Annotated in this window: 21 protein-coding genes; 5 read left to right on the top strand and 16 right to left on the bottom strand. The window is 63.1% G+C overall.

Annotation, left to right across the window (positions count from 1 at the left end; translation table 11 throughout):
* Position 1: 1 nt before the first annotated feature.
* Positions 2–949 carry an RluA family pseudouridine synthase gene (locus tag ACUN9V_RS04715; RefSeq protein WP_445510530.1) on the bottom strand — a complete coding sequence of 316 codons (948 nt, stop codon included), beginning with the start codon at positions 947–949 and terminating at the stop codon, positions 2–4.
* A 786-nt stretch (positions 950–1,735) separates the two neighbouring features.
* On the opposite strand from ACUN9V_RS04715, the gene ACUN9V_RS04710 reads away from it, so the two are divergent.
* Positions 1,736–5,401, top strand: coding sequence for an Rne/Rng family ribonuclease (locus ACUN9V_RS04710; RefSeq protein WP_445510529.1), 3,666 nt, complete (start codon positions 1,736–1,738; stop codon positions 5,399–5,401).
* 144 nt (positions 5,402–5,545) lie between these two features.
* Here the strand turns inward: ACUN9V_RS04710 and murB are convergent, their stop codons facing one another.
* The 7 genes from murB to ACUN9V_RS04675 form a co-directional block, all read right to left on the bottom strand.
* On the bottom strand, positions 5,546–6,640 hold the full coding sequence (murB, locus tag ACUN9V_RS04705) for a UDP-N-acetylmuramate dehydrogenase (RefSeq protein ID WP_445510528.1): 1,095 nt from the start codon (positions 6,638–6,640) through the stop codon (positions 5,546–5,548).
* Complete coding sequence (locus ACUN9V_RS04700; RefSeq protein WP_445510527.1) at positions 6,640–7,134, bottom strand: low molecular weight protein-tyrosine-phosphatase; 495 nt, start codon at positions 7,132–7,134, stop codon at positions 6,640–6,642. The genes murB and ACUN9V_RS04700 overlap by 1 nt, the downstream gene beginning before the upstream one ends.
* Positions 7,131–7,904: a 3-deoxy-manno-octulosonate cytidylyltransferase gene (gene kdsB / locus ACUN9V_RS04695; RefSeq protein WP_445510526.1), complete on the bottom strand. Its 774-nt coding sequence runs from the start codon at positions 7,902–7,904 to the stop codon at positions 7,131–7,133. The genes ACUN9V_RS04700 and kdsB overlap by 4 nt, the downstream gene beginning before the upstream one ends.
* The gene (locus tag ACUN9V_RS04690; RefSeq protein WP_445510525.1) at positions 7,901–8,101 is read right to left on the bottom strand and encodes a Trm112 family protein; all 201 of its coding nucleotides are present in this window, start codon (positions 8,099–8,101) and stop codon (positions 7,901–7,903) included. Before ACUN9V_RS04690 ends, kdsB begins: the two co-directional genes overlap by 4 nt.
* A 145-nt stretch (positions 8,102–8,246) precedes the next feature.
* Positions 8,247–9,266: a tetraacyldisaccharide 4'-kinase gene (lpxK, locus tag ACUN9V_RS04685; RefSeq protein WP_445510524.1), complete on the bottom strand. Its 1,020-nt coding sequence runs from the start codon at positions 9,264–9,266 to the stop codon at positions 8,247–8,249.
* Positions 9,263–11,002 carry a lipid A export permease/ATP-binding protein MsbA gene (gene msbA, locus ACUN9V_RS04680; protein ID WP_445510523.1) on the bottom strand — a complete coding sequence of 580 codons (1,740 nt, stop codon included), beginning with the start codon at positions 11,000–11,002 and terminating at the stop codon, positions 9,263–9,265. Before msbA ends, lpxK begins: the two co-directional genes overlap by 4 nt.
* A 99-nt stretch (positions 11,003–11,101) precedes the next feature.
* Positions 11,102–13,441, bottom strand: a complete 2,340-nt coding sequence (locus tag ACUN9V_RS04675) for a DNA internalization-related competence protein ComEC/Rec2 (protein WP_445510522.1) — start codon at positions 13,439–13,441, stop codon at positions 11,102–11,104.
* A gap of 147 nt (positions 13,442–13,588) precedes the next feature.
* On the opposite strand from ACUN9V_RS04675, the gene ACUN9V_RS04670 reads away from it, so the two are divergent.
* Positions 13,589–14,119, top strand: coding sequence for a DUF2062 domain-containing protein (locus ACUN9V_RS04670; protein WP_445510521.1), 531 nt, complete (start codon positions 13,589–13,591; stop codon positions 14,117–14,119).
* A gap of 154 nt (positions 14,120–14,273) precedes the next feature.
* Here the strand turns inward: ACUN9V_RS04670 and ACUN9V_RS04665 are convergent, their stop codons facing one another.
* Together ACUN9V_RS04665 and ACUN9V_RS04660 are read right to left on the bottom strand one after the other, a co-directional pair.
* Entirely contained in the window at positions 14,274–14,999 is a 726-nt protein-coding gene (locus ACUN9V_RS04665) for an ABC transporter ATP-binding protein (protein ID WP_445510520.1), read from the bottom strand.
* The gene (locus ACUN9V_RS04660; RefSeq protein WP_445510519.1) at positions 14,992–16,233 is read right to left on the bottom strand and encodes a lipoprotein-releasing ABC transporter permease subunit; all 1,242 of its coding nucleotides are present in this window, start codon (positions 16,231–16,233) and stop codon (positions 14,992–14,994) included. Before ACUN9V_RS04660 ends, ACUN9V_RS04665 begins: the two co-directional genes overlap by 8 nt.
* 266 nt (positions 16,234–16,499) lie before the next feature.
* On the opposite strand from ACUN9V_RS04660, the gene ACUN9V_RS04655 reads away from it, so the two are divergent.
* From ACUN9V_RS04655 to ACUN9V_RS04645, 3 genes are all read left to right on the top strand, one after another.
* Positions 16,500–17,552, top strand: coding sequence for an agmatine deiminase family protein (locus ACUN9V_RS04655; RefSeq protein ID WP_445510518.1), 1,053 nt, complete (start codon positions 16,500–16,502; stop codon positions 17,550–17,552).
* A 9-nt stretch (positions 17,553–17,561) separates the two neighbouring features.
* Positions 17,562–18,461, top strand: a complete 900-nt coding sequence (locus tag ACUN9V_RS04650; protein ID WP_445510517.1) for a carbon-nitrogen hydrolase — start codon at positions 17,562–17,564, stop codon at positions 18,459–18,461.
* Between the two features lie 202 nt (positions 18,462–18,663).
* Entirely contained in the window at positions 18,664–19,584 is a 921-nt protein-coding gene (locus ACUN9V_RS04645) for a DNA replication terminus site-binding protein (protein ID WP_445510516.1), read from the top strand.
* A gap of 208 nt (positions 19,585–19,792) precedes the next feature.
* Here the strand turns inward: ACUN9V_RS04645 and sthA are convergent, their stop codons facing one another.
* From sthA to ACUN9V_RS04615, 6 genes are all read right to left on the bottom strand, one after another.
* Complete coding sequence (gene sthA, locus ACUN9V_RS04640; RefSeq protein WP_445510515.1) at positions 19,793–21,184, bottom strand: Si-specific NAD(P)(+) transhydrogenase; 1,392 nt, start codon at positions 21,182–21,184, stop codon at positions 19,793–19,795.
* 83 nt (positions 21,185–21,267) lie between these two features.
* Positions 21,268–21,525, bottom strand: a complete 258-nt coding sequence (gene nqrM / locus ACUN9V_RS04635; RefSeq protein WP_445510514.1) for a (Na+)-NQR maturation NqrM — start codon at positions 21,523–21,525, stop codon at positions 21,268–21,270.
* Positions 21,522–22,577 (bottom strand): FAD:protein FMN transferase, encoded by a 1,056-nt coding sequence (locus ACUN9V_RS04630; RefSeq protein ID WP_445510513.1) that lies wholly within the window; start codon positions 22,575–22,577, stop codon positions 21,522–21,524. The genes nqrM and ACUN9V_RS04630 overlap by 4 nt, the downstream gene beginning before the upstream one ends.
* Positions 22,574–23,806, bottom strand: coding sequence for an NADH:ubiquinone reductase (Na(+)-transporting) subunit F (gene nqrF / locus ACUN9V_RS04625; protein ID WP_445510512.1), 1,233 nt, complete (start codon positions 23,804–23,806; stop codon positions 22,574–22,576). Before nqrF ends, ACUN9V_RS04630 begins: the two co-directional genes overlap by 4 nt.
* Before the next feature lie 62 nt (positions 23,807–23,868).
* Positions 23,869–24,489, bottom strand: a complete 621-nt coding sequence (gene nqrE, locus ACUN9V_RS04620; RefSeq protein ID WP_075561265.1) for an NADH:ubiquinone reductase (Na(+)-transporting) subunit E — start codon at positions 24,487–24,489, stop codon at positions 23,869–23,871.
* Complete coding sequence (locus tag ACUN9V_RS04615) at positions 24,482–25,162, bottom strand: NADH:ubiquinone reductase (Na(+)-transporting) subunit D (protein ID WP_445510511.1); 681 nt, start codon at positions 25,160–25,162, stop codon at positions 24,482–24,484. Before ACUN9V_RS04615 ends, nqrE begins: the two co-directional genes overlap by 8 nt.
* Between the last annotated feature and the right edge of the window lies 1 nt (position 25,163).

The following is a 25,163-nucleotide window of genomic DNA, read 5'->3' as shown; positions in this document are numbered from 1 at the left end:
CTCACTGGCCACGTCGAGCACGCTCCAGCACCTTTTCCAGCCCTGGCTCCAGCGGCGCCCTGACCTGCACGGGACGTCCGCTCTTGGGGTCGGGGAACGTCAGCGTCAATGCATGCAGAAATAGCCGGTCCAGCCCCAGGGATCGCGCCAGATACCCACCTTCCGCAGTGCCGTACTTGTCGTCTCCCAGCAGGGCGTGACCGGCGTGGGCGGCGTGCACTCGAATCTGATGGGTTCTGCCGGTGACCGGCTCGGCCTCGATCAGCGTCACTTTCGGGAAAGTTTCACGCACCGCGAATCGGGTCCGCGAGACCTTGCCGTTGTCATCCACCCGAACACGGCGCTCACCGTTGCCGGCATCGTAGCGATCCAGCCGCGCGCTCACATAGTCGCGCCGCGCCGGCCATCGCCCCTGCACCAGAGCCAGATAGCCTTTGTCCACCCGACGCTCGCGCAATGCGGTATTGAGAGAGAGCAGCGACTCCCGGTTCTTGGCCAGCAGCAGGCAGCCGGAAGTATCCCGGTCGAGGCGATGCACCAGCTCGAGAAAATCCAGATCCTCGCGCACCTGACGCAGCGCCTCGATCAGCCCGATCTTGACGCCGCTCCCCCCGTGTACTGCCAATCCGGACGGCTTGTTGATCACCAGCCAGTCCGGACCTTCGATGACGACGCTGCCGGCCAATAGATTGCGCAGGCCCTCGCTGGCCTCCTTGACCGCACTCTCCGGGGCCAGCCTCAATGGCGGCACCCGCACCAGATCGCCGGCCTGGACGCGATAGTCCGCCTTGACCCGTTTCTTGTTGACCCGCACCTCGCCCTTGCGAACGATGCGGTAGATCAGCGATTTCGGCGCGCCCTTGAGCCGCGTACGCAAGAAATTGTCGATCCGCTGCCCCTGCTGCGACTCGCTGACCTCGATAAACTGAACTTCCTGGCCTTCGGCCATGCTCGACTCCCTGGATGGCGCGACTCGAAAAGGCGGCGGCGCCTTCCGCGCCGCCGCGGCGGCCATTCTAACGCACGGAACCGGCAGCGCGAGCTCAATTGCCGCTGCCTCGGCATTACTGTTATATTGCGAACTCACTCGATGGGCGATTGCCCATTCAGGCGCCAGCCACTGACTATGCTGGCCGGAGTGAACAAATGTCTCGATCTTCCAGAGAGTTAATGAAGCCAACCGCTCACGGCTGCTGGAGTGATCAAAACACGTTTGGAACGCCAGGCCCCGACTCGAGAGCGCGACTGTTACCCACAGCGCCCTGCTCGCGGGAAATCCACAGGTACCAGTGGAAGGCGTCGCCGAACCGAACAATGCCAAGTGATATAGACGGCAGTCTGCAGGACCGGATGCGTCGACGAAAAACGCGCCGTGACATGTCCTGCCACCGTTTCGTACTCAACCCATGTTCGTGTAGCACCCGTAAAAAGCAGGTCTTGAAAGCAACGATGTAATGGTAACGAGCAAGCACGCCACTGGGCTCGACGAGCGTCGACCGGCACGCGTATCAATGGCCGTTGCAGGCCCTGCGATACGTGATTTCCGCAGACTTCCCTCGAGTCCCTGACGCGGTTCTCGCATGTGTTTCACGCTGAGTTCGTTACGGTACACGCCACGCTGGTCTATCCTGCCGGGTCGCTTCATCCATGTGCGCGAGCACAGCACGACCGCTAGCGGTTCGTCGTCGCCAATTGCAGCACGCCTTCCACCGGCACGCTCAATTAGCGAGACCGTATGAAAAGAATGCTCATCAATGCGACACAGCCGGAAGAGCTGCGTGTCGCACTCGTCGAAGGACAACGCCTTTACGATCTGGACATCGAATCCGGTGCCCGGGAACAGAAAAAGGCCAACATCTACCGGGGCAAGATCACCCGGGTCGAACCTAGCCTCGAAGCCGCTTTCGTCGACTTCGGTGCCGAGCGCCACGGCTTTCTGCCGCTCAAGGAAATCTCCCGCGAATACTTTTCCAAGGACCCGTCGGGCCGACCGAACATCAAGGAAGTCCTGAAGGAAGGCCAGGAAGTCATCGTCCAGGTCGATAAGGAAGAGCGCGGCAACAAGGGCGCGGCGCTGACCACCTTCGTCAGCCTGGCCGGGCGCTTTCTGGTGCTGATGCCCAACAACCCTCGCGCGGGCGGTATCTCTCGCCGCATCGAAGGTGAAGAGCGCAGCCAGCTCAAGGAAGCCATGGGTCAACTGACCCTGCCCGACAAGATGGGCGTGATCGTGCGCACCGCGGGTATCGGCCGTTCGCCGGAAGAGCTGCAGTGGGATCTCGACTACCTCGTGCAGGTGTGGGAAGCGATCACCACCGAAGCGGTCAAGCGCCCTGCCCCGTTCCTGATCTATCGTGAGTCCAACGTCATCATTCGCGCCATGCGCGACTACCTGCGTCAGGACATCGGCGAAGTCCTGATCGACAGCAAGGACGTGCACGAGGAGGCCCTGAGCTTCATCCGTCAGGTGATGCCCTCCTACCAGCAGAAGATCAAGCTCTATACCGACGATGTGCCGCTGTTCTCGCGCTTTCAGATCGAGTCCCAGATCGAGACGGCATACCAGCGTGAGGTCAAGCTGCCTTCCGGCGGCTCGGTGGTCATCGACCACACCGAAGCCCTGGTATCGATCGACATCAACTCGGCACGTGCCACCCGCGGCGCCGATATCGAAGAGACCGCACTGCAGACCAATCTGGAAGCGGCCGACGAGATCGCCCGTCAGCTGCGTCTGCGCGACATCGGCGGCCTGGTGGTCATCGATTTCATCGACATGTCGCCGGCGCGCAATCAGCGCGATGTCGAGAATCGGGTGCGCGATGCGCTCAAGCTCGATCGTGCCCGCGTCCAGATCGGCCGCATCTCCCGTTTCGGTCTGATGGAAATGTCGCGCCAGCGTCTGCGCCCTTCTCTCGGCGAAACCAGCGGTGTCGTCTGCCCGCGCTGTGACGGCCAGGGCACCATTCGCGACGTGCGCTCGATCGCCCTGTCGATCCTGCGCCTGATCGAAGAAGAGGCGATGAAGGAACGCAGCGCTCAGATTCGCGCCATCCTGCCGGTACCGGTGGCGACCTATCTGCTCAATGAAAAGCGCAACGTGCTCTCCGACGTCGAGCGTCGCCAGGGTGTCAAGGTTCTGCTGCTGCCGAACCCCGAAATGGATACACCGCACTACGAGGTGCTGCGCTTCCGCGACGACCACGTCTCCGAAGACGGCGACGAGATCAAATCGAGTTTCGAGATCTCCGTCGACAGCGAGTTGCTCAAGGAACCGGAGACGACACTCGCCAAGCCGATCCAGCGCACCCAGGCCGCCGTACAGACCGTTCAGCACACGGCCCCCGCGCCGGACTCGCTGCATCAGGAACCTGAAAAACCCGCGCCTGCACCTGCGGCAGAACCCAGCCCTAGCACCGGTTCCAGCCAGGCTCGCAAGCCCGGCCAGGCCAATTCCTCCGGCGTCAAGCCGTCGGCACCCGCGGCACCGCAGCAGTCACCTGCCAACGGCGGGCTGATGCAGCTCTTCCGAGGGCTGTTCGGACGCCGGCGGGCCGATGAAGAAGTGCCGCAGCCGAGCACGACGCCCAGCCAGCGTGGCCAGAACAGTGGCAACGGCGATTCCTCGACGGGCACACCCCGCAACGGAAACGGCGGCAGCGGTTCCGGCAGCTCGCGTTCGTCGCGCTCCTCGTCTCAACGCAACGATCAGCGCAGCGACGCCAGCGCCAAGCGTAACGATGGCAATGCGCGCTCCGGAGACAGCAACGCGCGTAACGGCAACGACTCTCGTGGCGACAACGGTTCTCGTAGCGACCACGGTTCTCGTAGCGACAATGCGCGAGGGGAAAACGGCAACCGTCAGAGCAATAATCGTCGCCGTCGAGGCCAGGATGATCGTCATAACGGCAGTGATTCGCGTGGCGACAATCGCCAAAGCCAGAATCGTCAGCCGCGTCAGGACAATCGTAACGGCAAGGCCGACAAGGCAGAGAATGACGCCAGTCAAGAGCCGACCAAGTCCGACAGCGGTAGCCAGTCAGGCAACAACAAGCCGTCACGTTCCGACGCTGGTGATACGCCGTCCGTAGCCAAAGAGGCCGTCGCGGCCCAGAGCGCTTCGAATGAGAGCGCTTCGAACGAGACCTCTTCGAAAAAACAGAGCTCTTCGAAGGACAGCGTCGACAGCAAGCCGAAGCGCACGCGCAACAATCCGCGCAACCGCTCACGCAAGCACGCCCTGAACCCGACCGCAGTCGAAGAGCAGCAGCGGCTGCAGACGGCGACAGCCGAGGAAACGGATGCAGCGACAACGGCTGTCGATGCAGATGCCGTTAGCGTAACGACTGCTCCTCAGACTGGCGAAAGCACCAAGCTCTCTGAAACCGGGTCAGCTGATACTCCGGCGACCGCAGCCCAGTCGTTTGAAACCAGGTCGTCTGAAACCCCGCCGTCCGAAGCCAAGCGGTCTGAAGCAAAACCGACCGAGGCCAAAGGCTCCGAGTCCAACGGATCTGAAGCCCGAAGTTCTGAAGCCCAGAGTTCTGAAATCAAGGGTTCTGCAGCTAAGGCCGCCGAGGCGAAGGCAGACAAAGCCGTGGCGACATCGAAGACGGCCGAGCAGGACAAGCCGGCTACAACGCCTGCAACGGCTACCGACGATAGCGCCAAAAAGCCCGATATGCCGTCTACCCCGTCTCAGGACGAAGAAAGCGGACGTCAGGCCGATGTCGCTAGCCCGACACCGGCTGCCGCGGACGTAGCCCGGCCGACATCGACTCCGAAACCGGCTGAAGCGTCGGTCGAGGAAAGCCAGGTCGTCGAAGCGACCGCCGCGTCTGCCGAGCGCCCCGCCGAAGCGCCAGTCAGCGAGTCCTCGAACAACGAGACGCCGACCCGCGATGAGGCGACCCCGAGCGCCGCGGCTTCGTCATCGGTGAAGGCCTCACCGGCTGATGTCTCCAGCGACGAAACGTTGGCCGCTGACAAGGCATCGCCCGACGCCGATATCGCGTCTTCGCCGACGACCGACAAGCCGTCTGTCATGCAGGATGCCAAGACCCAGCCGATGGCGGAGATCGTAACGCCGGAAGCGACGCCTGCACCGCAGGCCGAAGACACGCCGACGACGAAGCGCGCGAAGCCCGAGCAGACTCGTCCGACCGACGTCAGTGAGCATTCGCCGGAATCCGCCAACGTCGAGTCCAGCGACAAGACAACGGAAGTGCAGGTGTCGGAAAACCAGACGGCCGAGCCAACGACCGATTCGACGATCGAGTCATCGACCCAGGCCACGACCGTCGCTGCCGAAAGCGATGATGGTGAGCCGAGCCGGCCACGGCGCCGGGCTCACAACGACCCGCGTGAAAAGCGTCGTCGTGAAGGCGGTCAGAGCGACAGCTGATCGGCCGACGCGTCGTCCAGCAAACGAAAAGCCCAGACATTTGTCTGGGCTTTTTCTTGTCTACTGATTTAGTCGCCGGCTCTTGATTAACGGCTCTGATTGCCGTTTCTGATTGCCGTTCCTGGCCTGGAATCGAGCCTGCCGTTATCCATCCGACGCCCTGATTGTTGGGGCACCGACACCGGTTTCTGGCGTATAGATTCCTGACGCGTCGACGCGGCGCGGCTCGCGCTCGAGCACCACGCCGAAACGCTCCCGAACGGCATCGACCAGCTTGTCGGCGAATGCCAGTAGTCCTTCCAGCGTCCCGCCTCCGAAGTGGACCAGCACCAGAGCCTGACGATCATGTACGCCGAAGGCACCCTCACGGCGCCCTTTCAGCCCGCACTGGTCGATCAGCCAGCCCGCGGCCAGTTTGACCTGACCATCGGACTGCGGATAGTGCGGCATGGACGGCAATTGCCTCAGTAACCGTGAAGCGACCGCCGCGGTGACCAGCGGATTCTTGAAGAAGCTGCCCGCATTGGGCGTTCGAATCGGATCGGGAAGTTTCTCCCGGCGGATGGCGCAGACCGCCTCGAACACGTCCCGCGCACTCGGCGTCGCCGCTACACGCTCACGCAGGACTCCGTAGTCGAGTTGCGGCCGCGGCCGCGTCGACAGCGTCAGCCCCAGTCGCGTGATGACGACCTGATCGGCCAATTCCCGTTTGAACACGCTGTCGCGGTAGCCCAGATCGCAGGCGTCTCGATCCAACCGCTGCATTCGGGCGTCACGCCGATCCACCAGCTCGACCCAGTCGATCACATCGGCAAGTTCGACGCCGTAAGCACCGATGTTCTGAATCGGCGCGGCCCCGGCCAGACCGGGGATCAGCGCCAGATTCTCGACCCCCCATAGTTCGCGCCCGACGCAGGCCTCGACCAGCGCATGCCAGCCGACCCCCGCCCCGACCTCGACGTGGACCCTGTCGCCGCGCCCCTGGCGGAACGCCACGCCCTCGATGTCCGCCCGCAGCGTGAGTCCCCCGATCGCTGGCGGCAACAGCAGGTTGCTGCCGCCGCCCAGCACCGTGATCGGCCAGCCATGTGCGTTGGCCAGCTCCAGCCCGTCGCCGACCCCAGACTCGGTGCGGGCGTGCCAGAAGTGCTCTGCCCGACTGGGCAACGCCAGAGTGTTGGCAAAGGAAAGATCCCGATCGAACTCGAGCCCGCCATCCGCGCCCCGCCCTATAGACATCAGGTCACGCCCAGACGTTGCCGCAACGAAGCCAGCAACCCTTCCACTGCAAGCTCCAGCTGATCCAGCACTTGCTGGAAGCCCGCCTCGCCGCCGAAGTAGGGATCCGGCACATCCTGCCCCGGTTCCCCGGCATAGTGAAGTAGACGGGATATCTGCGCACGCCTGCCGGCCGGTTCCCGATCGAGCACCCGCTCGAGATTGTCGGCATCCATGACCAGAATCTCGTCGAAATGGGCGAAGTCCTCGAGGGCCAGCTGGCGCCCGCGCAGTCCGCCGAGGTCGACCCCTCGATCGGCGGCAGCCTGGATGGCGCGATCGTCCGGCGGTGCGCCGACGTGCCAGTCGCCCGTGCCACAAGAATCGACCTCGACACGATCCGTGAGACCCGCCTCATCGAGACGCTTTCTCAGCATGCCTTCCGCCGTCGGGGAACGGCAGATGTTTCCCATGCACACGAACAGAATTCGCCATTCGTATCGCGACTGGTTCATGCCTCGCTCCGCTGTCGAAAATGCCGGCGCACGCGCTCCAGATCCTCCAGCGTGTCGACGCCGCCGGGCAGTGACGAGGAGACGGTGGCCACCTGAATGAGATGCCCGTGCTGAAGCGCCCGTAGCTGCTCGAGCTGTTCGAGCTGTTCGAGCGGGGCCGGCAGCCAGCTGACGTAATCGGCCAGAAATCCGACTCGATAAGCGTAGAGGCCGATATGGCGTAGCCATGCATCGGTCTCGAGCAGCGTCGGCGGCTGCGTTTTCCAGGCATTGCGATCCCACGGGATCGGCGCCCGCGAGAAATAGAGCGCGCGCCCGGTCAGGTCGGTAACGACCTTGACCACGTTGGGATTGAACAGCGTATCGACATCGTGGATCGGCTCGGCAAGCGTCGAAATGGAGGCCTGCGTATCGGCAGCGAGCCGCTCGGCCACGCGGTCGATCGCGCTGGCGGGCAGCAGTGGCTCGTCACCCTGGACATTGACCACGATGGTCTCCGCCGTCAGTTGCAGCGCGTCCGCGACTTCGGCCAGCCGATCGGTGCCCGAGGGGTGATCGCTTCGCGTCATCACCACTTCGGCCCCAAAAGCCTGAGCGGCCCGCTCAATCCGGACGTCGTCGGTGGCGATCACGATCCGGGACGCGCCGCTTTCCTTGGCCCGCAGCCAGACATGCTGAACCATCGGCAAGCCATCGATCTCCATCAACGGCTTGCCGGGAAGCCGGCTGGAGCCGTAGCGAGCCGGAATCACGACGACGAAATCACTCATGGCGCCGGCGCTGCCTTACCGAGTTTTTCCTCGGTGGGCATGATCCGGGCTTCGTTTTCCAGCATCACGGGAATGCCATCTCTAACCGGATAGGCCAGCCCGCTGACCGAGCTCTTGAGCTCCTGACGCTCGCGATCGTAGGTCAACTCGCTATGGCTGACCGGACAGATCAGCATCGCTATCAATTCCTTATCCATGGCCACTTCTCCTCAGAAATTCCTGTTTATGCCATTCATGCGTCCGATGAACCGACGCGACAGTCTGGCGCCATGATCGCGCCATCACCGCTGTTATTCTAGAGCAGAACGAAACCTGCGCAGAACGAGCCCGGAGCGAAACGCTTTACGGCGAGCGCGGCCGCCACCCATCGACCCGTGCACGCCACCAATCGATGAACGCGGCTTCCGGGGCCGCTTCGACATCCAGCACCCAGCAGCGGTCATCCGCGAAATCGGCACACTTCACCGCGTCCTTGGCCGTCATGACCACGATCCTCGGCGCGGCAGGCAGATCGGTGGCTGAAAAGCGATGATGATCGTCGAAGGCGTGCTCATGATGGGGAATCCCCAGGGCATCGAGTGTCGTGAAAAAGCGTTGCGGGTGACCGATTCCGGCCACTGCCGCCACGGGGGCATCCAGCGCGAACGGCGTCGAATCGACGGGGTAACGCGCGCCACTGCTCAGGTGACGCCAGGCCTTGGGAGAAATCGTCATCGTGAACCGCGGGACATCTTTCGCATCGGCAGCCGACAGCGATTGAAGCCCGCCGTTGCCAATCAGTGCATCGACCTCCGTCAGGCGCTCAAGCGGCTCGCGCAGCGGCCCCCGCGGGAGACAGTGACGGTTTCCGAAACCTCGTTTCCCGTCGACCACCACCAGCTCCAGCGCTCGCCCCAGCGCGTAGTGCTGCAGGCCATCGTCGGCAATCAGGATATCGCAACGAGAATGCTCGAGGAGCCAGCGCGCCGCCCGTGGGCGATCGGGATCGACGGCCACGGGCGCCCCGGTCTGCTGGGCCAGCATCAGCGGTTCGTCACCGCTCTGCACGACCGGCGTCTCTGCCGATACCGACAGCGGGTAGCAATCGGCCTTGCCGCCGTAGCCCCGCGACACGATGCCCGGCCGCCAGCCGTCCTCCTCGAGCCAGCGCACCAGCCAGGCCACCAGCGGCGATTTTCCCGTCCCCCCGACCGACAGATTGCCTACCACGACCACCGGCACCGGCGGCTGCCACACTTCACGGCGACCGGAGCGGTAAGCGTCGCGTCGTCGCGTTACCCCACGGCGGTAAAGGGCTTCCAGCGGACCGAGCAGGCTCAGCCAGCGCGCCCCCCGATACCAGGCGCGCTCGATCGGCGTCACGCCTGCTCCTGGAACTGCAGCTGATAGAGCGAGGCGTAGGCGCCCCCCTGGGCCAGCAGCTCGGCATGCGTGCCGTTCTCGACGAGATTGCCCTGATCCATGACCACGATACGATCGGCGCGCTCGATGGTCGACAGCCGGTGAGCAATCACGAACGTGGTGCGATCCCGACAGACGACCTCCAGCGCGCGCTGGATGTAGCGCTCGGATTCGGTATCCAGCGCCGAGGTTGCCTCGTCCAGAATCAGCACCGGTGCATCCTTGAAGATCGCGCGGGCAATTGCCAGGCGCTGACGCTGGCCGCCGGAGAGCATCACGCCGTTGTCGCCGACCACGGTGTCGTAGCCGTTCGGCAGCTGTTCGATGAACTCATGCGCATAGGCCGCTTTCGCCGCGGACTCGATCTGCTCCCGGCCGGCCTCGGGCACGCCGTAGGCGATGTTGTCGGCAATCGTGGTGTTGAACAGCGTCACTTGCTGAGAGACCAGCGCAATCTGCTGGCGCAACGGTGACAGCTGGTACTCCTGGATATCGATGTCGTCGACCAGTATGCGGCCTTCGGTGGGCCGATAGAATCGCGGCAGAAGACCCATCAGCGTCGACTTGCCGCTTCCCGAGCGTCCCACGATCGCCACCATCTGCCCGGCCGGCACGTCGAGATCGATACCCTTGAGCACCTCGGGCTGATCGTCGCCGTAGGCAAACCGCACGTCTTCGAAGCGCACGCGCCCTACCAGCCGCTCAGGCAGGCGCGTGCCTTCGTCGCGCTCCGTGGGCTGGTTCAGCAAGCCGAACAGCTCTTGGGATGCCGACAACCCCTTCTGGATGATGCTGTTGACGTCGGTCAGCGACCGGATCGGCTTGGCCATCAGCGATGCCGCGGTAATGAATGCCACGAACTCGCCCGGCGTCATCGCGTTCATCAGCTCCGGCGCCATCGCCAACCAGACGAGCCCGGCCAGCGCCAGCGCCACCAGCAGCTGGATGATCGGCGTGCTGGTCGCCTTGGTCATCGCCTCCTTGATGCTCTGCTCGCGATTGTAGTTGCTGGCAGCTTCGAAACGGCGTTTCTCGTACTCTTCCGCGCCATGCGTGCGCACCACGCGATAACCGCTCAGGGCTTCGGAAGCCACGTGCGTCACGTCACCCATGGAGTTCTGGATGCGTCGCGAGATCTTGCGAAAGCGCTTGCTGGTCTGACGCACCACCAGTGCGATCAGCGGCGTGACGCCGAGAAAGATCAGCGTCAACAGCCAGTTGGTCCAGAACAGGTAGCCGATCAGGCCGATCACGAACAGGCCTTCCCGCAGAATGATCGTGATCGCGTTGGTGGCGGCGCCGGTCACCTGTTCGACGTGGTAGGTCACTCGCGAAATCAGATGGCCGCTCGAGTGCGTGTCGAAGAAGCGCCCCGGCATGTGCAACATGTGGTTGAACACGTTGCAACGCAGCCGGTGCACCACGTTGCGGGCCACATTGCTCATGAAATAGGTTCCCAGAAAGGTCCCCACGCCACGCGCCGCAAACATGCCGATCACGAACAGCGGCAGAAAATAACGAAAACTCGCATCGGGATGCTGTATCCCGTCGATCAGGCGTTTCATCATCTCTGCCAACGCAGTGCTCGAGGCGGCATAGATCGCGTAGCCGACCACCGCCACAGCGAAAGAACGCCATTCCACACGGACGTATTCGAGAAGGCGTCGATAAAGTGCCCAACTGGAAGCTTGTGACACGTTGACTCCGTTCGACCGGGAAAAATCGGCGCCCGGGCAGATGCAGAGCGGACGGATGCATGCAGCAATGCCATCCACCATCGCGCGGCTCGGGCGCATTCAGGGGCTGGATTCTACCCCAACATCCTCGCGGTCGACAGCCGACCGGCGCGACCATCCCGGATGGCGCTGGGCACGCACCTCGACGCCGGACGCCGACAGCGTGATGCGCACGGCGCCATCGTAGGCGGTATTCCAGACTCGGCTACCGGCATCGACGAAGCGCTGCACCACCGCAGGTGCCGGATGACCGAACGGGTTACCGCGCCCACTGCTGAAAACCACGTCGACGGGGCGGGCCGCGGCGATCAACGCCCGAGACGAGCTGGTCGCGCTACCGTGATGGCCGGCTACCAGCACGTCGATGGGGCGCGCGCCCAACGATCCTCGCCGCAACGTCTCGGCGAACGCGCGTTCCCGATCCGCGCTGGCATCGCCGGTAATCAGCACCCGCCGCTCGCCCGCGGTCACCAGCAATACGCAGGAGCGATCATTGCGGTTCGTCGCGATCTCGCCAGGAGGTGGCGACAGAAACCGCCAGGAGACGCCGTCATCGCGCCACTCGTCGCCAGCCTCGCAAGGACGCGACGGCAGCGCCAGTTCGTTTCCCCGCGGTGCCCACCAGTGCTCGACGCGATGGCCCTGGCGCAGCGCGGCGATGCCGCCCGCGTGATCGGTATCGCTGTGGGTGACGATCACGTCATCGAATCGTTGCCCCGGCGACCATAGCAGCGCTGCCGGCATGAAACCCGAGGCAAAGCGCGGCCCCGTGTCCATCAGCACCCGCCGATCCCGGGTCTCGAGCTGGACCAGCTGGCCCTGGCCGACGTCGTAGACGGTGACGATCAGTCGCCCTTCGCCCAGGTCGGGGCGCTGAAGCAGCGTCACGAGCAGCGCCAGCAGCAGGCAACCCCATAGCCGCGTCCTGCGTTCCACCCCTGGAAGCAGCCAGATCATGCCCCACAGCAACAGGGCGATGGAGACCGGCCACCGCCACCAGGGGTCGGGCGTCCACAGCGGCAAGACGTCGGACGCGCTGGTCAGCAGGTACGCCAGCATGTTGGCGAGATGATCGAAAGGCCACCACGCCCAGCCGGCCGGCGTCGGCCAGGCCGCGAATAGCCATCCCAGAAAACCGAGCGGTACCATCACACTGCCGACCAGCGGGACGGCAAACAGGTTGATCACCGGCGCCAACGGCGACAGGCGGCCGAAGGCAAGCAGCACCGCGGCGGCCATGATCGGCGCCAGCAGCCACTGACTGCGAAGCAGCGCGATGCCGCCACCTCGCCACCCGGCGGGCCGTGGACGCCCCGACCAGGCCAGGATCAGCACTGCCACGGCGGCAAACGAGAGCCACAGTCCAGGCCTCCACGGCGCCAAGGGGTCGCAGATCACCACCAGTGCTAGGGCCAGCCACCAGGCTTGCCACCATCCCGGTGCGTGACGCCCGCTCGCCGCCCACAATCCCACCGCGACCATGATTGCCGCGCGAACGGCGGGCGGCTCGAAGCCGGCAAGACCCGCGTAGGCGAAAGCGGCCACGCCGGCTCCCAGCCAGGGCCAGATCGTCATCCGCCAGGCCAGGGGTTGAAACCAGCGCGATAGCCGTCTCAGAAGCCACAGAAACAGCGCGGCAATCAGGCCGATATGCAGGCCGGAGATGACCATCAGATGCGTCGTCCCGGTGGCGTTCAGCAGTTGCCAGTCATCATCGTCGAGGCGATCTCCGGCGCCCAGAGTCAAGGCGCTCAGCCAACGTTTACCCAGTGGCGAGATGTCCACCGCGTCCAGCCGCGCGAGCGCCGACTGACGAAGGGAGAATGGCGCCTCGGAGAGACGTCGCGGGGCATCATCGCGGACATAACCGAGCGCCTGGATGCCCTCGCGCCAGAGCCAGGCGCCGTAATCGAATGTCTCGGGGTTGGCGAATCCCAGCGGTTGGCGCAGCCTCGCTGTCAGCTCCCAACGCTCTCCCCGCTCGAGTTCGGGGGCGCCGTACCAGGAGAGCCTGACCCTGCGACTATCGGGACAGGTGTCACCGGCCCTTCGGGGGCGACAGTCATCGATCTGAAATCGGAAGCGGGCCCGGCGTGCATCGACATCAAGCGTCTGAATTCGGCCGGTCAGCGTGAAATCGTGTCCGGCGAGTGCCAATGGCAGCATGCCCTCACGCTGCTGGCCGACGCCATGAGCACAGGCCAGCAATGCCAGCACCACTGCGCCCGCCCATAGCGAACGTCGCCATGCCGAGATTGCCAGCAGCAGGACGGCGCCGCCGTACACGCTCCACCCTAAAGTGCTGGCATCACCCCCAGGATAACCGGCGATAGAGCCGATGCGGGAACCAAGGAAAGAGCCGCCGATCGCCGCCATGGCCAGCGGCATTCCCCAGCCCATGCGTCTCGTGAGCGCGCCGATCAAGCGCCGAACCTCAGCGACCGCCAACGAATGGAGTCTCGGAGTGGCGATCTAACGACGGACTTAACATGGCGGGGCCTTGGAGTTGTATGGATAATGGGCCTTCTTCGTTCAGCGAGCGGCCTCATGTCTCGTCGATGGTTACAACGCTACATTCCCAGCCAGGAGAGGCTGCAGCGCACTCGCTCTCTGCGTTTCATGCATCACATGCTGGACGATCCGGCGATGTGGATACTCTCGCGTCGCAGCGTTGCCAACGCCTGCATGGTCGGCCTGTTTGCGGCCATGCTGCCGATCCCCTGTCAGATGGTGCTGGCCGCTTTCGGTGCCTACTGCTTTCGCGGCAACCTCCCGCTGTCCGTCAGTCTGGTCTGGCTGACCAATCCGCTGACGATGCCGGTGGTGTTCTACTTCAATTACCGCGTCGGGGCCTGGGTCCTGAATTACCCGGCACGTCAGGTACCGGACCACATCACCACGATGTGGATCGCCGAACAGATGGCCAACATCATTCTGCCGCTGGCCGTCGGCTCGGTCGTCGTCGGCCTGGTACTGGCCATCGTCAGTAACGTGCTGGTGCGCCTGATCTGGCGCTTCCAGATCTCCCGCAGCTGGCGTCGTCGGGCAAAACGACGCCAGCGCCGACAGAAGCAGTGATTTCATCGAGTTCGGCTGATCCCTGAGCCTCGGCCCTTCGCCATTTCGAGCACCATTTCGACGTCTGGCGGGAACGCAAAAAAACGCCGCCCTGGACTGTTGATCGTCCAGGGCGGCGTCAGCTTTAGCGGCTGCGGAAATTATCGAAGCGGGTTCAAACCGCGTCGACGGCGGTCAGTTGGCCCTTGTCGAGTCGCATCATGCGATCCTGATGGGCTGCCAGCGACATGTCATGGGTGACCACCACGAAAGCGCAGTCGGTGGTCGCTGCCAGTTCGTCCATCATCGCCAGAATATTGGCCGCCGTTGTCTGATCCAGGTTGCCCGTGGGCTCGTCCATCAGCACCAGGCTCGGATCGGTGACCAGCGCCCTGGCGATGGCGACGCGCTGGCGCTCACCGCCCGATAGCTCGCCAGGCTTGTGCGCGCCCCGGGGTGCCATGCCGACGCGATCCAGCAAGCGTTGGGCCTTGTCGACGGCGACCTTGCGCGTCTGACCACGAATGATCAGCGGCAGCGCCACGTTTTCCGCCGCGGTGAATTCGGCCAGCAGATGGTGGAACTGGTAGACGAAACCGATATAGCGGTTGCGGAAGCTGCCCAGCGCCGCCTCGCCCAGCCCGGCCAGCGACTGTCCGCCAATGATGACCTCGCCACCGCTGGGACGATCGAGACCGCCCAGCAGGTTGAGCAGCGTGGTCTTGCCGGAACCGGAGCTGCCGACGACGGCCACCCGCTCTCCCGCCCGCACCTGCAGATCCAGATGATCCAGCACCGTGAGGTCCTGCGGCCCTTCGCTGTAGGTTCGTGTGAGTTGGCGGCAGTCGAGCATGACGTTGTCTCCGCTGACGGACGATGACCGGGAATTGACTTCACTCATAACGCAGCACCTCGGCCGGCTGAATACGCGCCGCTCGCCACGCCGGATAGAGCGTCGACAGGAAGGTCAGCCCGAAGGCGCTGGAGACGATGACACCCAGATCGCTCATCTCGAGACGCGACGGCAGATAGCTGATGAAATAGACATTGGGATCGAGGAACTGAATGCCAGTGACCGCCTGAACCCAGGCAATGATGTCGGATACCGTCAGCGCCAGAATCACCCCGGCAACGACGCCGATCACGATCCCGATGATGCCGATCGCCAGCCCCTGCACCACGAAGATGCCCATGATCGATTTCGGCTTGGCGCCGATGGTTCGCAGGATGGCGATGTCCGCATGCTTGTCGGTGACGACCATCACCAGCGTCGAGACGATGTTGAACGCCGCCACCGCCACGATCACCATCAGCAACAGACCGATCATGTGCTTTTCCATCTGGATCGCCTGAAACAGGTTGCCGTGGGTATAGGTCCAGTCCATGCCCCGGTAACCGGAACCCAGATTCGAGACGATATCCCGGGTCACCGGCCCCGCCTGGAACAGATCGTCGAGCTCCAGACGCAGGCCATCGACCTTGTCGCCGAGGCGCGCCAGCGTCTGCATGTCCTCGATGTTGGCATACGCCAGATTGGCGTCCAGGTCGGCGCCGACCTTGAAGATGCCGCTGACGGTAAAGCGTTTCAAGCGCGGGAAAACGCCTCCCGGCGTGATCGACGCCTCCGGCACCAGCAGCGTCACGCGATCGCCCACGCCGACACCCAGATTGCGCGCCAACAGCGAACCCAGCACCACGTGCCAGCTGCCGGGAGAGAGCTCATCGAGCGTGCCCGCCTGCATGTGCTGATCGATGATCGAGACATGGCGCTCGTATTCCGGCTGCACCCCGGTGACCATGGCCCCCTGGGTACGCCCGCTCGCCGAGAACATGCCCTGCTGCTGCACGTAGGGCGCCGAAGCGACCACGTCCTTGTGCTGATCGACCTTCTCGGCCAGCGCTTTCCAGTCCTGCATGCCGCCCTGCTGTTCGATACGGGTATGCGGCACCATCCCGAGCACGCGAGTCCGCAGCTCATGGTCGAAGCCGTTCATGACCGATAGCACCAGTATCAGCACGGCGACGCCCAAGGCCAGACCCAGCATCGAGGTGAGTGAAATGAAGGATATGAAGTGATTACGTCGTTTGGCCCGGACGTATCTCAGGCCCACCAGAAAGGGTAAACGGTCGAGCATCAGGTTTGGTTCCTTGTCAGCAGCGGCTCATGTTACGGGTTTTTGGCGGTTCCCGAAAACCGCTAGTTTGTCGGGTCACTCGCCGCTTGCCAGCCGGCCGGCCCACGCTACACTGGCGATCAACGAAAACCGGCGACGGGCGGACCTGGAAACTGCTGTCGAACGGCGCCGAACGCCGGCTTGCATCGCCGCAATCAGGCTCTACAATGCCGCGTCCTCGACATCGGCCCTGACGCACACCGGCACTTATGCGCAATGGAGACACCATGACCCTGCGTCTGTTCCCCGAATGGCATCCCCAGGATGCGATTCAACTGACCTGGCCGACCCCGACCAGTGACTGGGCGCCGCTGCTCGAGCATATCGAGGCGACACTGGAAGCGATGGTCGTGGCGATCACCCGCTATCAGCCGGTGTTGATCGGCGTGCACGACGAAGCGCAGCGCGAACGTCTGAGCGCGCGTTTCCAGGCGCTCGGTGTCGCGGCCGAGCGCCGTCATCTGGTGGTGGTGGCCAGCGATGATACCTGGGCGCGGGATCATGGCCCGATCGCCATCGAGCGCAACGGCTCGATCGAACTGCTCGACTACGTCTTCACCGGCTGGGGCGGCAAGTTCGCCGCCGCGCGCGACGATGCCCTGACCCGGGCACTGGCCGCGCAGCAGGTCTTCGCCGCGCCGGTAGTCTCTCAGGACCTGATACTCGAAGGGGGCGCCATCGACACCGACGGCGAAGGCACGCTACTTACCACCAGTGCCTGCCTGCTCAATCCCAATCGCAACCCGAGCCTGGACCGCGAGGCCATCGAAGACCACCTCGCACAACGACTGGGTATATCCCGAGTACTATGGCTCGAGCACGGCCATCTGGAAGGCGACGATACCGACAGCCACACCGACACGCTGGCGCGGTTCTGCGATCCGGCGACGATCGCCTACGTTCGTTGCGACGACCCTGGAGACCCGCATTACGCGGCACTCTGCGCGATGGAAGCCGAACTCAAGGCTTTCCGGCGCGAGGATGGTTCGCCCTATCGCCTGCTGCCGCTGCCCTGGCCCCGGGCCTGTTTCGATCCGGACGACGGCCATCGGCTGCCGGCGACCTATGCCAACTTTCTCATCATCAACGGCGCCGTGCTCGTGCCGACCTACGCCGACGCAGCCGATTTCCGGGCACTGCAGGTGCTGGCCGGCGCCTTCCCGGGTCGCGAGGTGATACCGGTCGACTGTCGTGCGGTCATCCGTCAGCATGGCAGCCTACACTGCCTGACCATGCAGTTGCCGCGCGGTGCGCTGAACCCCGCGCTCTTCCAGGATTAAGGAGGGACGATGTCCAAGACGCTCAAAGTCGGTCTGGTACAACAGCAGGCCTGGCCGGAAAAACAGCGCAGCCTCGAAGCGAGCGAAGCCGGCATCCGCGAGCTCGCCGCCCAGGGCGCCGAACTGGTACTGCTGCAGGAACTGCACGCGACCCACTACTTCTGTCAGTGCGAAGACACCGATCTTTTCGATCTCGCCGAGCCGCTGGACGGCCCCACCGGGCAGAAGCTGGCCGAACTCGCCCGGGAACTCGACATCGTCATCGTCGGCTCGATCTTCGAGCGCCGCGCTGCCGGTCTCTATCACAACACCGCCATCGTATTGGATCGTGCCAAGGGCCGGGTCGGTCATTACCGCAAGATGCACATCCCCGATGATCCCGGCTTCTACGAGAAGTTCTACTTCACGCCCGGCGACGAAGATACCATGCAGGGGTTCGAACCGATCGATACCTCCGTCGGCCGCCTCGGCGTGCTGGTGTGCTGGGATCAGTGGTACCCGGAAGCCGCACGCCTAATGGCACTGGCGGGTGCCGAACTGTTGCTGTATCCCACTGCGATCGGCTGGACGCCATCCGACGACCCGGCGGAAAAACAGCGCCAGAAGGATGCCTGGACGCTGATTCAGCGCTCCCACGGCGTCGCCAACGGCCTGCCGGTGATCGTCGCCAATCGGGTAGGCCATGAGCCCGATCTCTCCGGGGTCGGCGAAGGCATCGACTTCTGGGGAGGCAGCTTCGTCTGCGGCCCCCAGGGCGAGCTGTTGACGCATGCCGGCGAGGCCAGTGAAAACCGGCTCGTCGATGTCGATCTGGCACGTAGCGAGGATGTTCGCCGTATCTGGCCTTACCTGCGGGATCGCCGCATCGATGCCTACGGCGACCTGACTCGCCGCTACCGCGACCGCTAGGCCTGCGATATCGATTTCTGGTTCGAGTCGCATTGACGGCAACGCCCACGTCGTCCCTGCTTCTGCCGGGATGGCGTCGGGGCGTCTTGCATCCCTTGTTCAACGATTCCCCGAGCACCGGGCAGGAATAGCTAGCCAGGGCCGACTGGACAAAACAGCTAAGATAACGGTATAAAATGGCGTTCACTTTCAGGGGTGCATCATGGAATTGCAGTATCGCTTGCTGGCCGAGCTGGAATCCGACTTCGATCGGTTGATCGACGCCGTCGAGCATCTGGCGACGACGTACGCCGAACGGCCGACGCCCGCCTGGGCATTGGGCGAGTCGAGCGTCGACGCACAATGGTTGCGTCGCGCACTGACCGACTTCTGGTACCAGGATGGGCAAGACGGGCGCGAGACACGCAACTACATCGGCGTGATCGCCGCCGGCCCGGCGCTCATGGAGGCCGTTGCCGCGGTGAATCTCGGTAAAGCCCGCTTTGGCGCGACACTCAAGCACATACGTCAGTCCGCGCCCCGATTGATTCCCGAAATCAAGGCCGTCCTGCCCTTCCGGCATCCGGTCCTACACGATCATCTGCGCGGCCAGGGACTGGCCCGCCTGCATCTCAAACAGTGCTGGCGCCAGCTTCCGGTCGCTGATGCCCCGCTCTCCCGCGTCCGGCTGGCGTGGTACACCAGCGGGCGTTCGATCAAACGCTTGAGCGTCGCCGAAGCCGAGGCCAAGTTGAAACAGATGGACACGTCGGCCGCGCACATTCAAATCCAGCTGCGCAGACTCGGCGATATCCCGGATAGCGAGCCGCTAGCGCAGATCCAGCAGCAGGCGCCGGTGATGCGAGCCAACCTGTTCTTCCGTGAAGCGCTGGAAGACGGCCGCATGCGGCGTGCCATGAATCTGCCACTGCCGCTGTTCATTCCGGATCCGGCGCTGAAGCTACCCCATCTCAATGATCCGCCGGTCACGCCGCCGACCACCCGAACCCGCGCCAAACGCTCCGATCAACGCCTCGAGGATGATGTCTTTCTGAAGAGCCTGCGGGTCTATCGCTATCGCGATCCAGCACTGCAGATCGCCATCGACCATCAACGCAAAGACGAGGCTATCGATCGGGGATGACGGCAGCGGTCGCGAACGATGCCTCTTGGGCATGACGTACAGAGTGCCGGCGGTGTGATGGTCGTTGAAGTCCGATCTCTGAAATCCGGTCTCTGAAACCCAGCCCCTGAACCCAACGCCTGGGTGAAGGCGTCCGATTCAGGGGCGGCGGGAGATTAACTCGGCGCGATCGACTGGGAACGTTCGACCCGGAACAGTCGCTTCCGATTCAGAACAGCCGATTCAGGCCGTTTTGGGCGGCGATTCGATACGCCTCGGCCATGGTGGGGTAATTGAACGTGGTATTGATGAAGTAACGCAGCGTATTGGCCTTGCCCTTCTGCTGCATGATCGCCTGACCGATATGCACGATCTCCGAAGCCTGATCGCCGAAACAGTGGATGCCCAGGATTTCCAGCGTCTCGCGATGGAACAGGATCTTGAGCATCCCGGCGGTATCGCCGGTAATCTGCGCGCGCGCGGTATCCTTGAAGAACGCCTGGGCCACTTCGTAAGGCACCTTGGCCTCGGTCAGTTCGCGCTCGGTCTTGCCCACGGAGCTGATCTCGGGAATCGTGTAGATGCCGGTGGGAATGTCGTCGACGAACCGAAAGTCCTCGCCCAGGAACTCGTCGCTGGCGCTGCGCCCCTGATCGTAGGCGGCACTGGCCAGACTCGGCCAGCCGATCACGTCGCCGACCGCGTAGATGTGCGGGATCGAGGTGCGGTAGTGATCGTCGACCTGAAGCTGACCCCGGCCGTTGGGTTCGAGGCCGATGTTCTCCAGTCCCAGTTCGTCGGTGTTGCCGGTGCGCCCGTTGGCCCACAGAAAGGCATCGGCACGCAGGCGTTTGCCCGACTTGAGGTTGACCACCACGCCCGCCTCGTCGCCTTCGACGCTCTGGTATTCCTCGTTGTGGCGAATCAGCACGCCGTAATTGCGCAGCTCATAGGAGAGCGCATCGCTGATCTCATCGTCGAGGAAGGAGAGCAGTCGGTCGCGGTTATCGATCAGGTCGACCTTGACGCCGAGACCGGAAAAAATCGAGGCATATTCCGAGCCGATCACACCGGCGCCGTAGATGATCAGCGTCCGCGGGGTGTGTGACAGCCCCAGAATGGTGTCCGAGCAGTAGATGCGCGGATGGCGAAAATTGACGTCGGCCGGACGGTACGGCCGCGAACCGGTGGCGATCACGAACTGCGGCGCGCTGAGCTCTTCCGATCCCTCATGGTTGTCCCGGATCACTACGGTATGCTCGTCGCGGAAGTGCGCGACGCCGAAGAATAGATCGATCCGATTACGGGCGTAGAACTTGGTACGCAGCTCGACCTGCTGATCGATCGTCACCCGCGAGCGCTCGAGAACCTTGGGGAAGGAGAACCAGCGCGGCTCGCCGATATCGCGGAACATGCGGTTGGTGTTGAACTGCATGATCTGCTTGACCTGATGCCGCAGGGCCTTGGAAGGAATGGTGCCCCAATGGGTGCAGTTGCCGCCGACCGAAGACTGCTTTTCAATGATCGCGACACGCTTGCCGTGCTTGGCCGCATTGATCGCGGCGCTTTCGCCCGCGGGGCCCGAGCCAATGACCACGAGGTCATAGTTGTGAACTGCCATTTGCTTCGCCTACTCCTTACCCGATGGCTGGTACGACCTTATGAGCTCGTGACGTCGACAAGCGACCCCGGTCTTGCCGCTGCTCAACGCTTGACGGCGTTATAGCCCAGATCCGCGCCGCGGTTTTCATCGCTGCGGCGACGGGCGCCAGCGACGTTCTTGCGGCTCTCTTCCTCACAGACTTCGTCGCTACCGCCGCAAATCTCACATCCGCTCTTGAGCCCGAGCGTATTGAGACCGCCACAGGACCCGGCGATAGGCTTGTTCCCAAGGATGACGCCAATCGCCATGCCGGCTACCAGCAGCAGCATGATGGCAAAGGCCAGAATCCAGATTGTCATGACTGATCCTCCTTGTCCGAATCTTTGAGATAACCCTGAAACGCCGAAGAAATCCGCGTTTCAAAGCCTTCCGCCGTCTTGACGACGAGATAGACCGCCAGGTTCTCGCGCTCCGCCATGGCGTAGCCTGCCTCGGGGCCCAACACGTCGATTGCCGTGGCCAGCGCATCGGCCGTCATGCAGTCAGACGTGATGACCGTCACGGAAACCAGATGATGTGTGATCGGCCGCCCGGTTCGCGGATCGATGGTGTGCGAGTAGCGTTTGCCATCACTTTCGAAATAGTTGCGATAGTCGCCCGAGGTCGCCACCGCCGAGTCGTCCAGCTCAATGATACGCTGCACGCTGCGTTCATTCGAGAGCGGCTTTTCCACCGCGATTCGCCACGGCTCGCCACCCGGCTTGTCTCCGCGTGTTCGAATCTCGCCGCCAACCTCGACCAGGTAGCGACCCACATCGAGATCGTCCAGCGCCCGGGCGACCGCATCGACGCCGTAGCCCTTGGCGATGCCGGACAGATCGACGTAGACCGGCTTGGTCTTGGTCAGTCGATTGCCATCGAGTTCTAGTGCCTTGTAGTCGACTTCCTTCAACGCCTTGGCGATGTCGTCATCGTCGGGCACTCGATCGGGATGCCGGTCCGGACCGAAACCCCAGAGATTGACCGCGGAACCGACCGTAACGTCGAAGGCGCCACTGGACATGTCGCCCACGCGGATCGCCTCTCGGACGACTTCTGCCGTCTGCGGCGACAGCTCGAATGGCTGGCCCACCGGCGACTGGTTGAAACGGGACAGTTCGGAATCGGGTTTGTAGGTCGACATCAGGTGATCGACCCGGTGCAGCGAATCCTTGACCGACTGCTCGATCCGGGCCAGCTGATCGTCATCGTAATCACCGTAGAAGGTGATATGGAATCCGGTGCCGAAGATCGGACCTTCCAGCCGGTAGGACTGAGGTTCGCGCTCGCACCCGGTCAGCAGTACGAATAGCAACAGGGCCAACCCCAGAAGGATCGGCCCCGTCACTCTGCGCTCGAGCCGTTCGCTCATCCGCCGAAATCGTCCAGCATGATGTTTTCGGGTTCGACGCCCAGGTCGGTCAGCATCTTGATCACCGAAGCATTCATCATCGGCGGCCCGCACATGTAGTATTCGCAGTCTTCGGGAGCCGGGTGATCCTTGAGATAGTTCTCGTAGAGCACGTTGTGGATGAACCCGGTTGCGCCTTCCCAGTTGTCTTCCGGCTGCGGATCGGAAAGCGCCAGGTGCCATTCGAAGTTCTCGAATTCTTCGGCGAGCTGGTCGTACTCCTCGTTGTAGAACGTCTCACGCCAAGAGCGCGCGCCGTACCAGAACGACATCTTGCGCGAAGCCTTCAGCCGCTTGAGCTGGTCGAAGATGTGGCTGCGCATCGGCGCCATGCCCGCACCGCCACCGATGAAGATCATCTCCGCCTCGGTGTCCTTGGCGAAGAACTCCCCGAACGGCCCCATCACGGTGACCTTGTCACCCGGCTTCAGGCCGAACACGTAGGTCGACATCAGACCCGGCGGATGGCTCGATTTGGGCGGTGGCGTCGCGATCCGGATGTTGAACTTGAGAAGCCCTTTCTCTTCGGGATAGTTCGCCATCGAATAGGCGCGGATCACCTCTTCGTCGCTCTTGTGAGAGATATTGAACAGGCCGAACTTCTCCCAGTCGCCGCGATACTCCTCCTCGATATCGAAGTCGGAGAACTTGACGTCGTAGGGCGGCGCCACCAGCTGGACGTAGCCGCCGGCACGGAACGCCACCTCTTCACCTTCCGGCAGCTTGAGGTTCAGCTCCTTGATGAAAGTGGCGACATTGGGATTCTCGGTGACCTCGCACTCCCACTTCTTGACGCCGAAGACCTCGTCGGGAACGCGAATCTTCATGTCCTGCTTGACCGGCACCTGGCAAGACAGACGCCACCCTTCCTTTCTCTCGCGCAGCGTGAAGTGCGACTCCTCGGTCGGCAGAATCGAGCCGCCGCCGTCGCTCACCTGACACTTGCACTGCGCGCAGGAACCGCCGCCGCCGCATGCCGAGGAGAGAAAGATACCGTTGGCCGCCAAGGTCTGAAGCAGCTTGCCCCCGGCCTGAGTCGTTACCGTATTATCAGGATCGCCGTTGATCTCGATCGCCACGTCACCGCTGCTCACCAGCCGGCTGCGTGCGGCCAGAATGACCGCTACCAACCCCAGCACGATCACGGTAAACATGACGACGCCGAGCACGATGATGGATGTATCGACCATGTCGGATTCCTATTTCCTTATTGCGTTGACGTCGCTGCCCTGAGTCCAGCGCTGCCTTGACCTCAGAGCTGAATGCCGGAGAAGGACATGAAGCCCAACGACATCAGACCCGCCGTGATGAAGGTGATGCCGAGCCCCTGCAAGCTACCCGGCACATCGCTGTACTTGAGCTTCTCACGGATGCCCGCCAACGCCATGATCGCCAGCGCCCAACCGGCACCGGCACCGGCGCCGTAGACCACCGACTCGCCGAAGGTGTAGTCGCGCTGCACCATGAACAGCGACGCGCCCATGATCGCGCAGTTGACGGTAATCAACGGCAGGAACACGCCCAGCGCGTTGTAGAGCGAGGGCACGAATTTATCGAGGAACATCTCCAGAATCTGGACGATGGCCGCGATGACACCGATATAGCTCAACAGCCCCAGGAAGCTGAGATCGATATTCTCGGCACCCTCGAGACCGGTCCAGGTAAGAGCGCCCGCTTTCAACAGATAGGTCAGAATCAGGTTGTTGACCGGCACGGTGATCGTCAGCACCACCACGACCGCAATACCCAGGCCGATGGCCGAGGATATCTTCTTGGACACCGCCAGGAACGTGCACATGCCGAGAAAGAACGCCAACGCCATGTTCTCGACGAAGACCGCCTTCACGAACAGGCTGAGATAGTGCTCAAACATTAGCGGTCTCCTTGATCTTGGCCTTGCTGTTGGCAACGATCCGGTATTCGGTCTTCTCGACCTGCTCCGGGTTGAGCGAGCGCAATATCCAGATCAGCAGCCCGATGACGAAGAACGCCGACGGCGGCAACAGCATCAGCCCGTTGGGCACATACCAGCCGCCATTCTGGACGGTCGGCAGAATGGTCAGGCCGAACACGCTGCCGGAGCCCAGCAGTTCGCGAATGAAGCCGACGACCAGCAGAATGACCGCATAGCCGAGACCGTTGCCGACCCCGTCCAGAAAGCTCATCACCGGGCCGTTCTGCATGGCGTAGGCTTCGGCGCGCCCCATGACGATGCAGTTGGTAATGATCAGCCCGACGAATACCGACAGCTGCTTGGACATGTCATAGGCGTACGCCCGCAGCACCTGATCGACCACGATGACCAGCGAGGCGATGATGGTCATCTGCACGATGATCCGGATCGACGATGGAATGTGATTGCGGATCAGCGAGACGAACATGCTGGAAAAGGCCGTAACGGCAATCACCGCCAGCCCCATGACCAGCGACACGCTCATCGAGTTGGTCACCGCCAGGGCCGAACAGATCCCCAGCACCTGCAGGGCAATGGGGTTGTTCTTGAAGACCGGTGACAGGACGATGTCTTTTACGGAGTCCGTAGCCATC

The organism is Salinicola sp. V024, from assembly GCF_052645315.1.
Note: the sequence above shows the minus strand (reverse complement) of the source record. Positions and strands in the feature narration are given on the sequence as shown.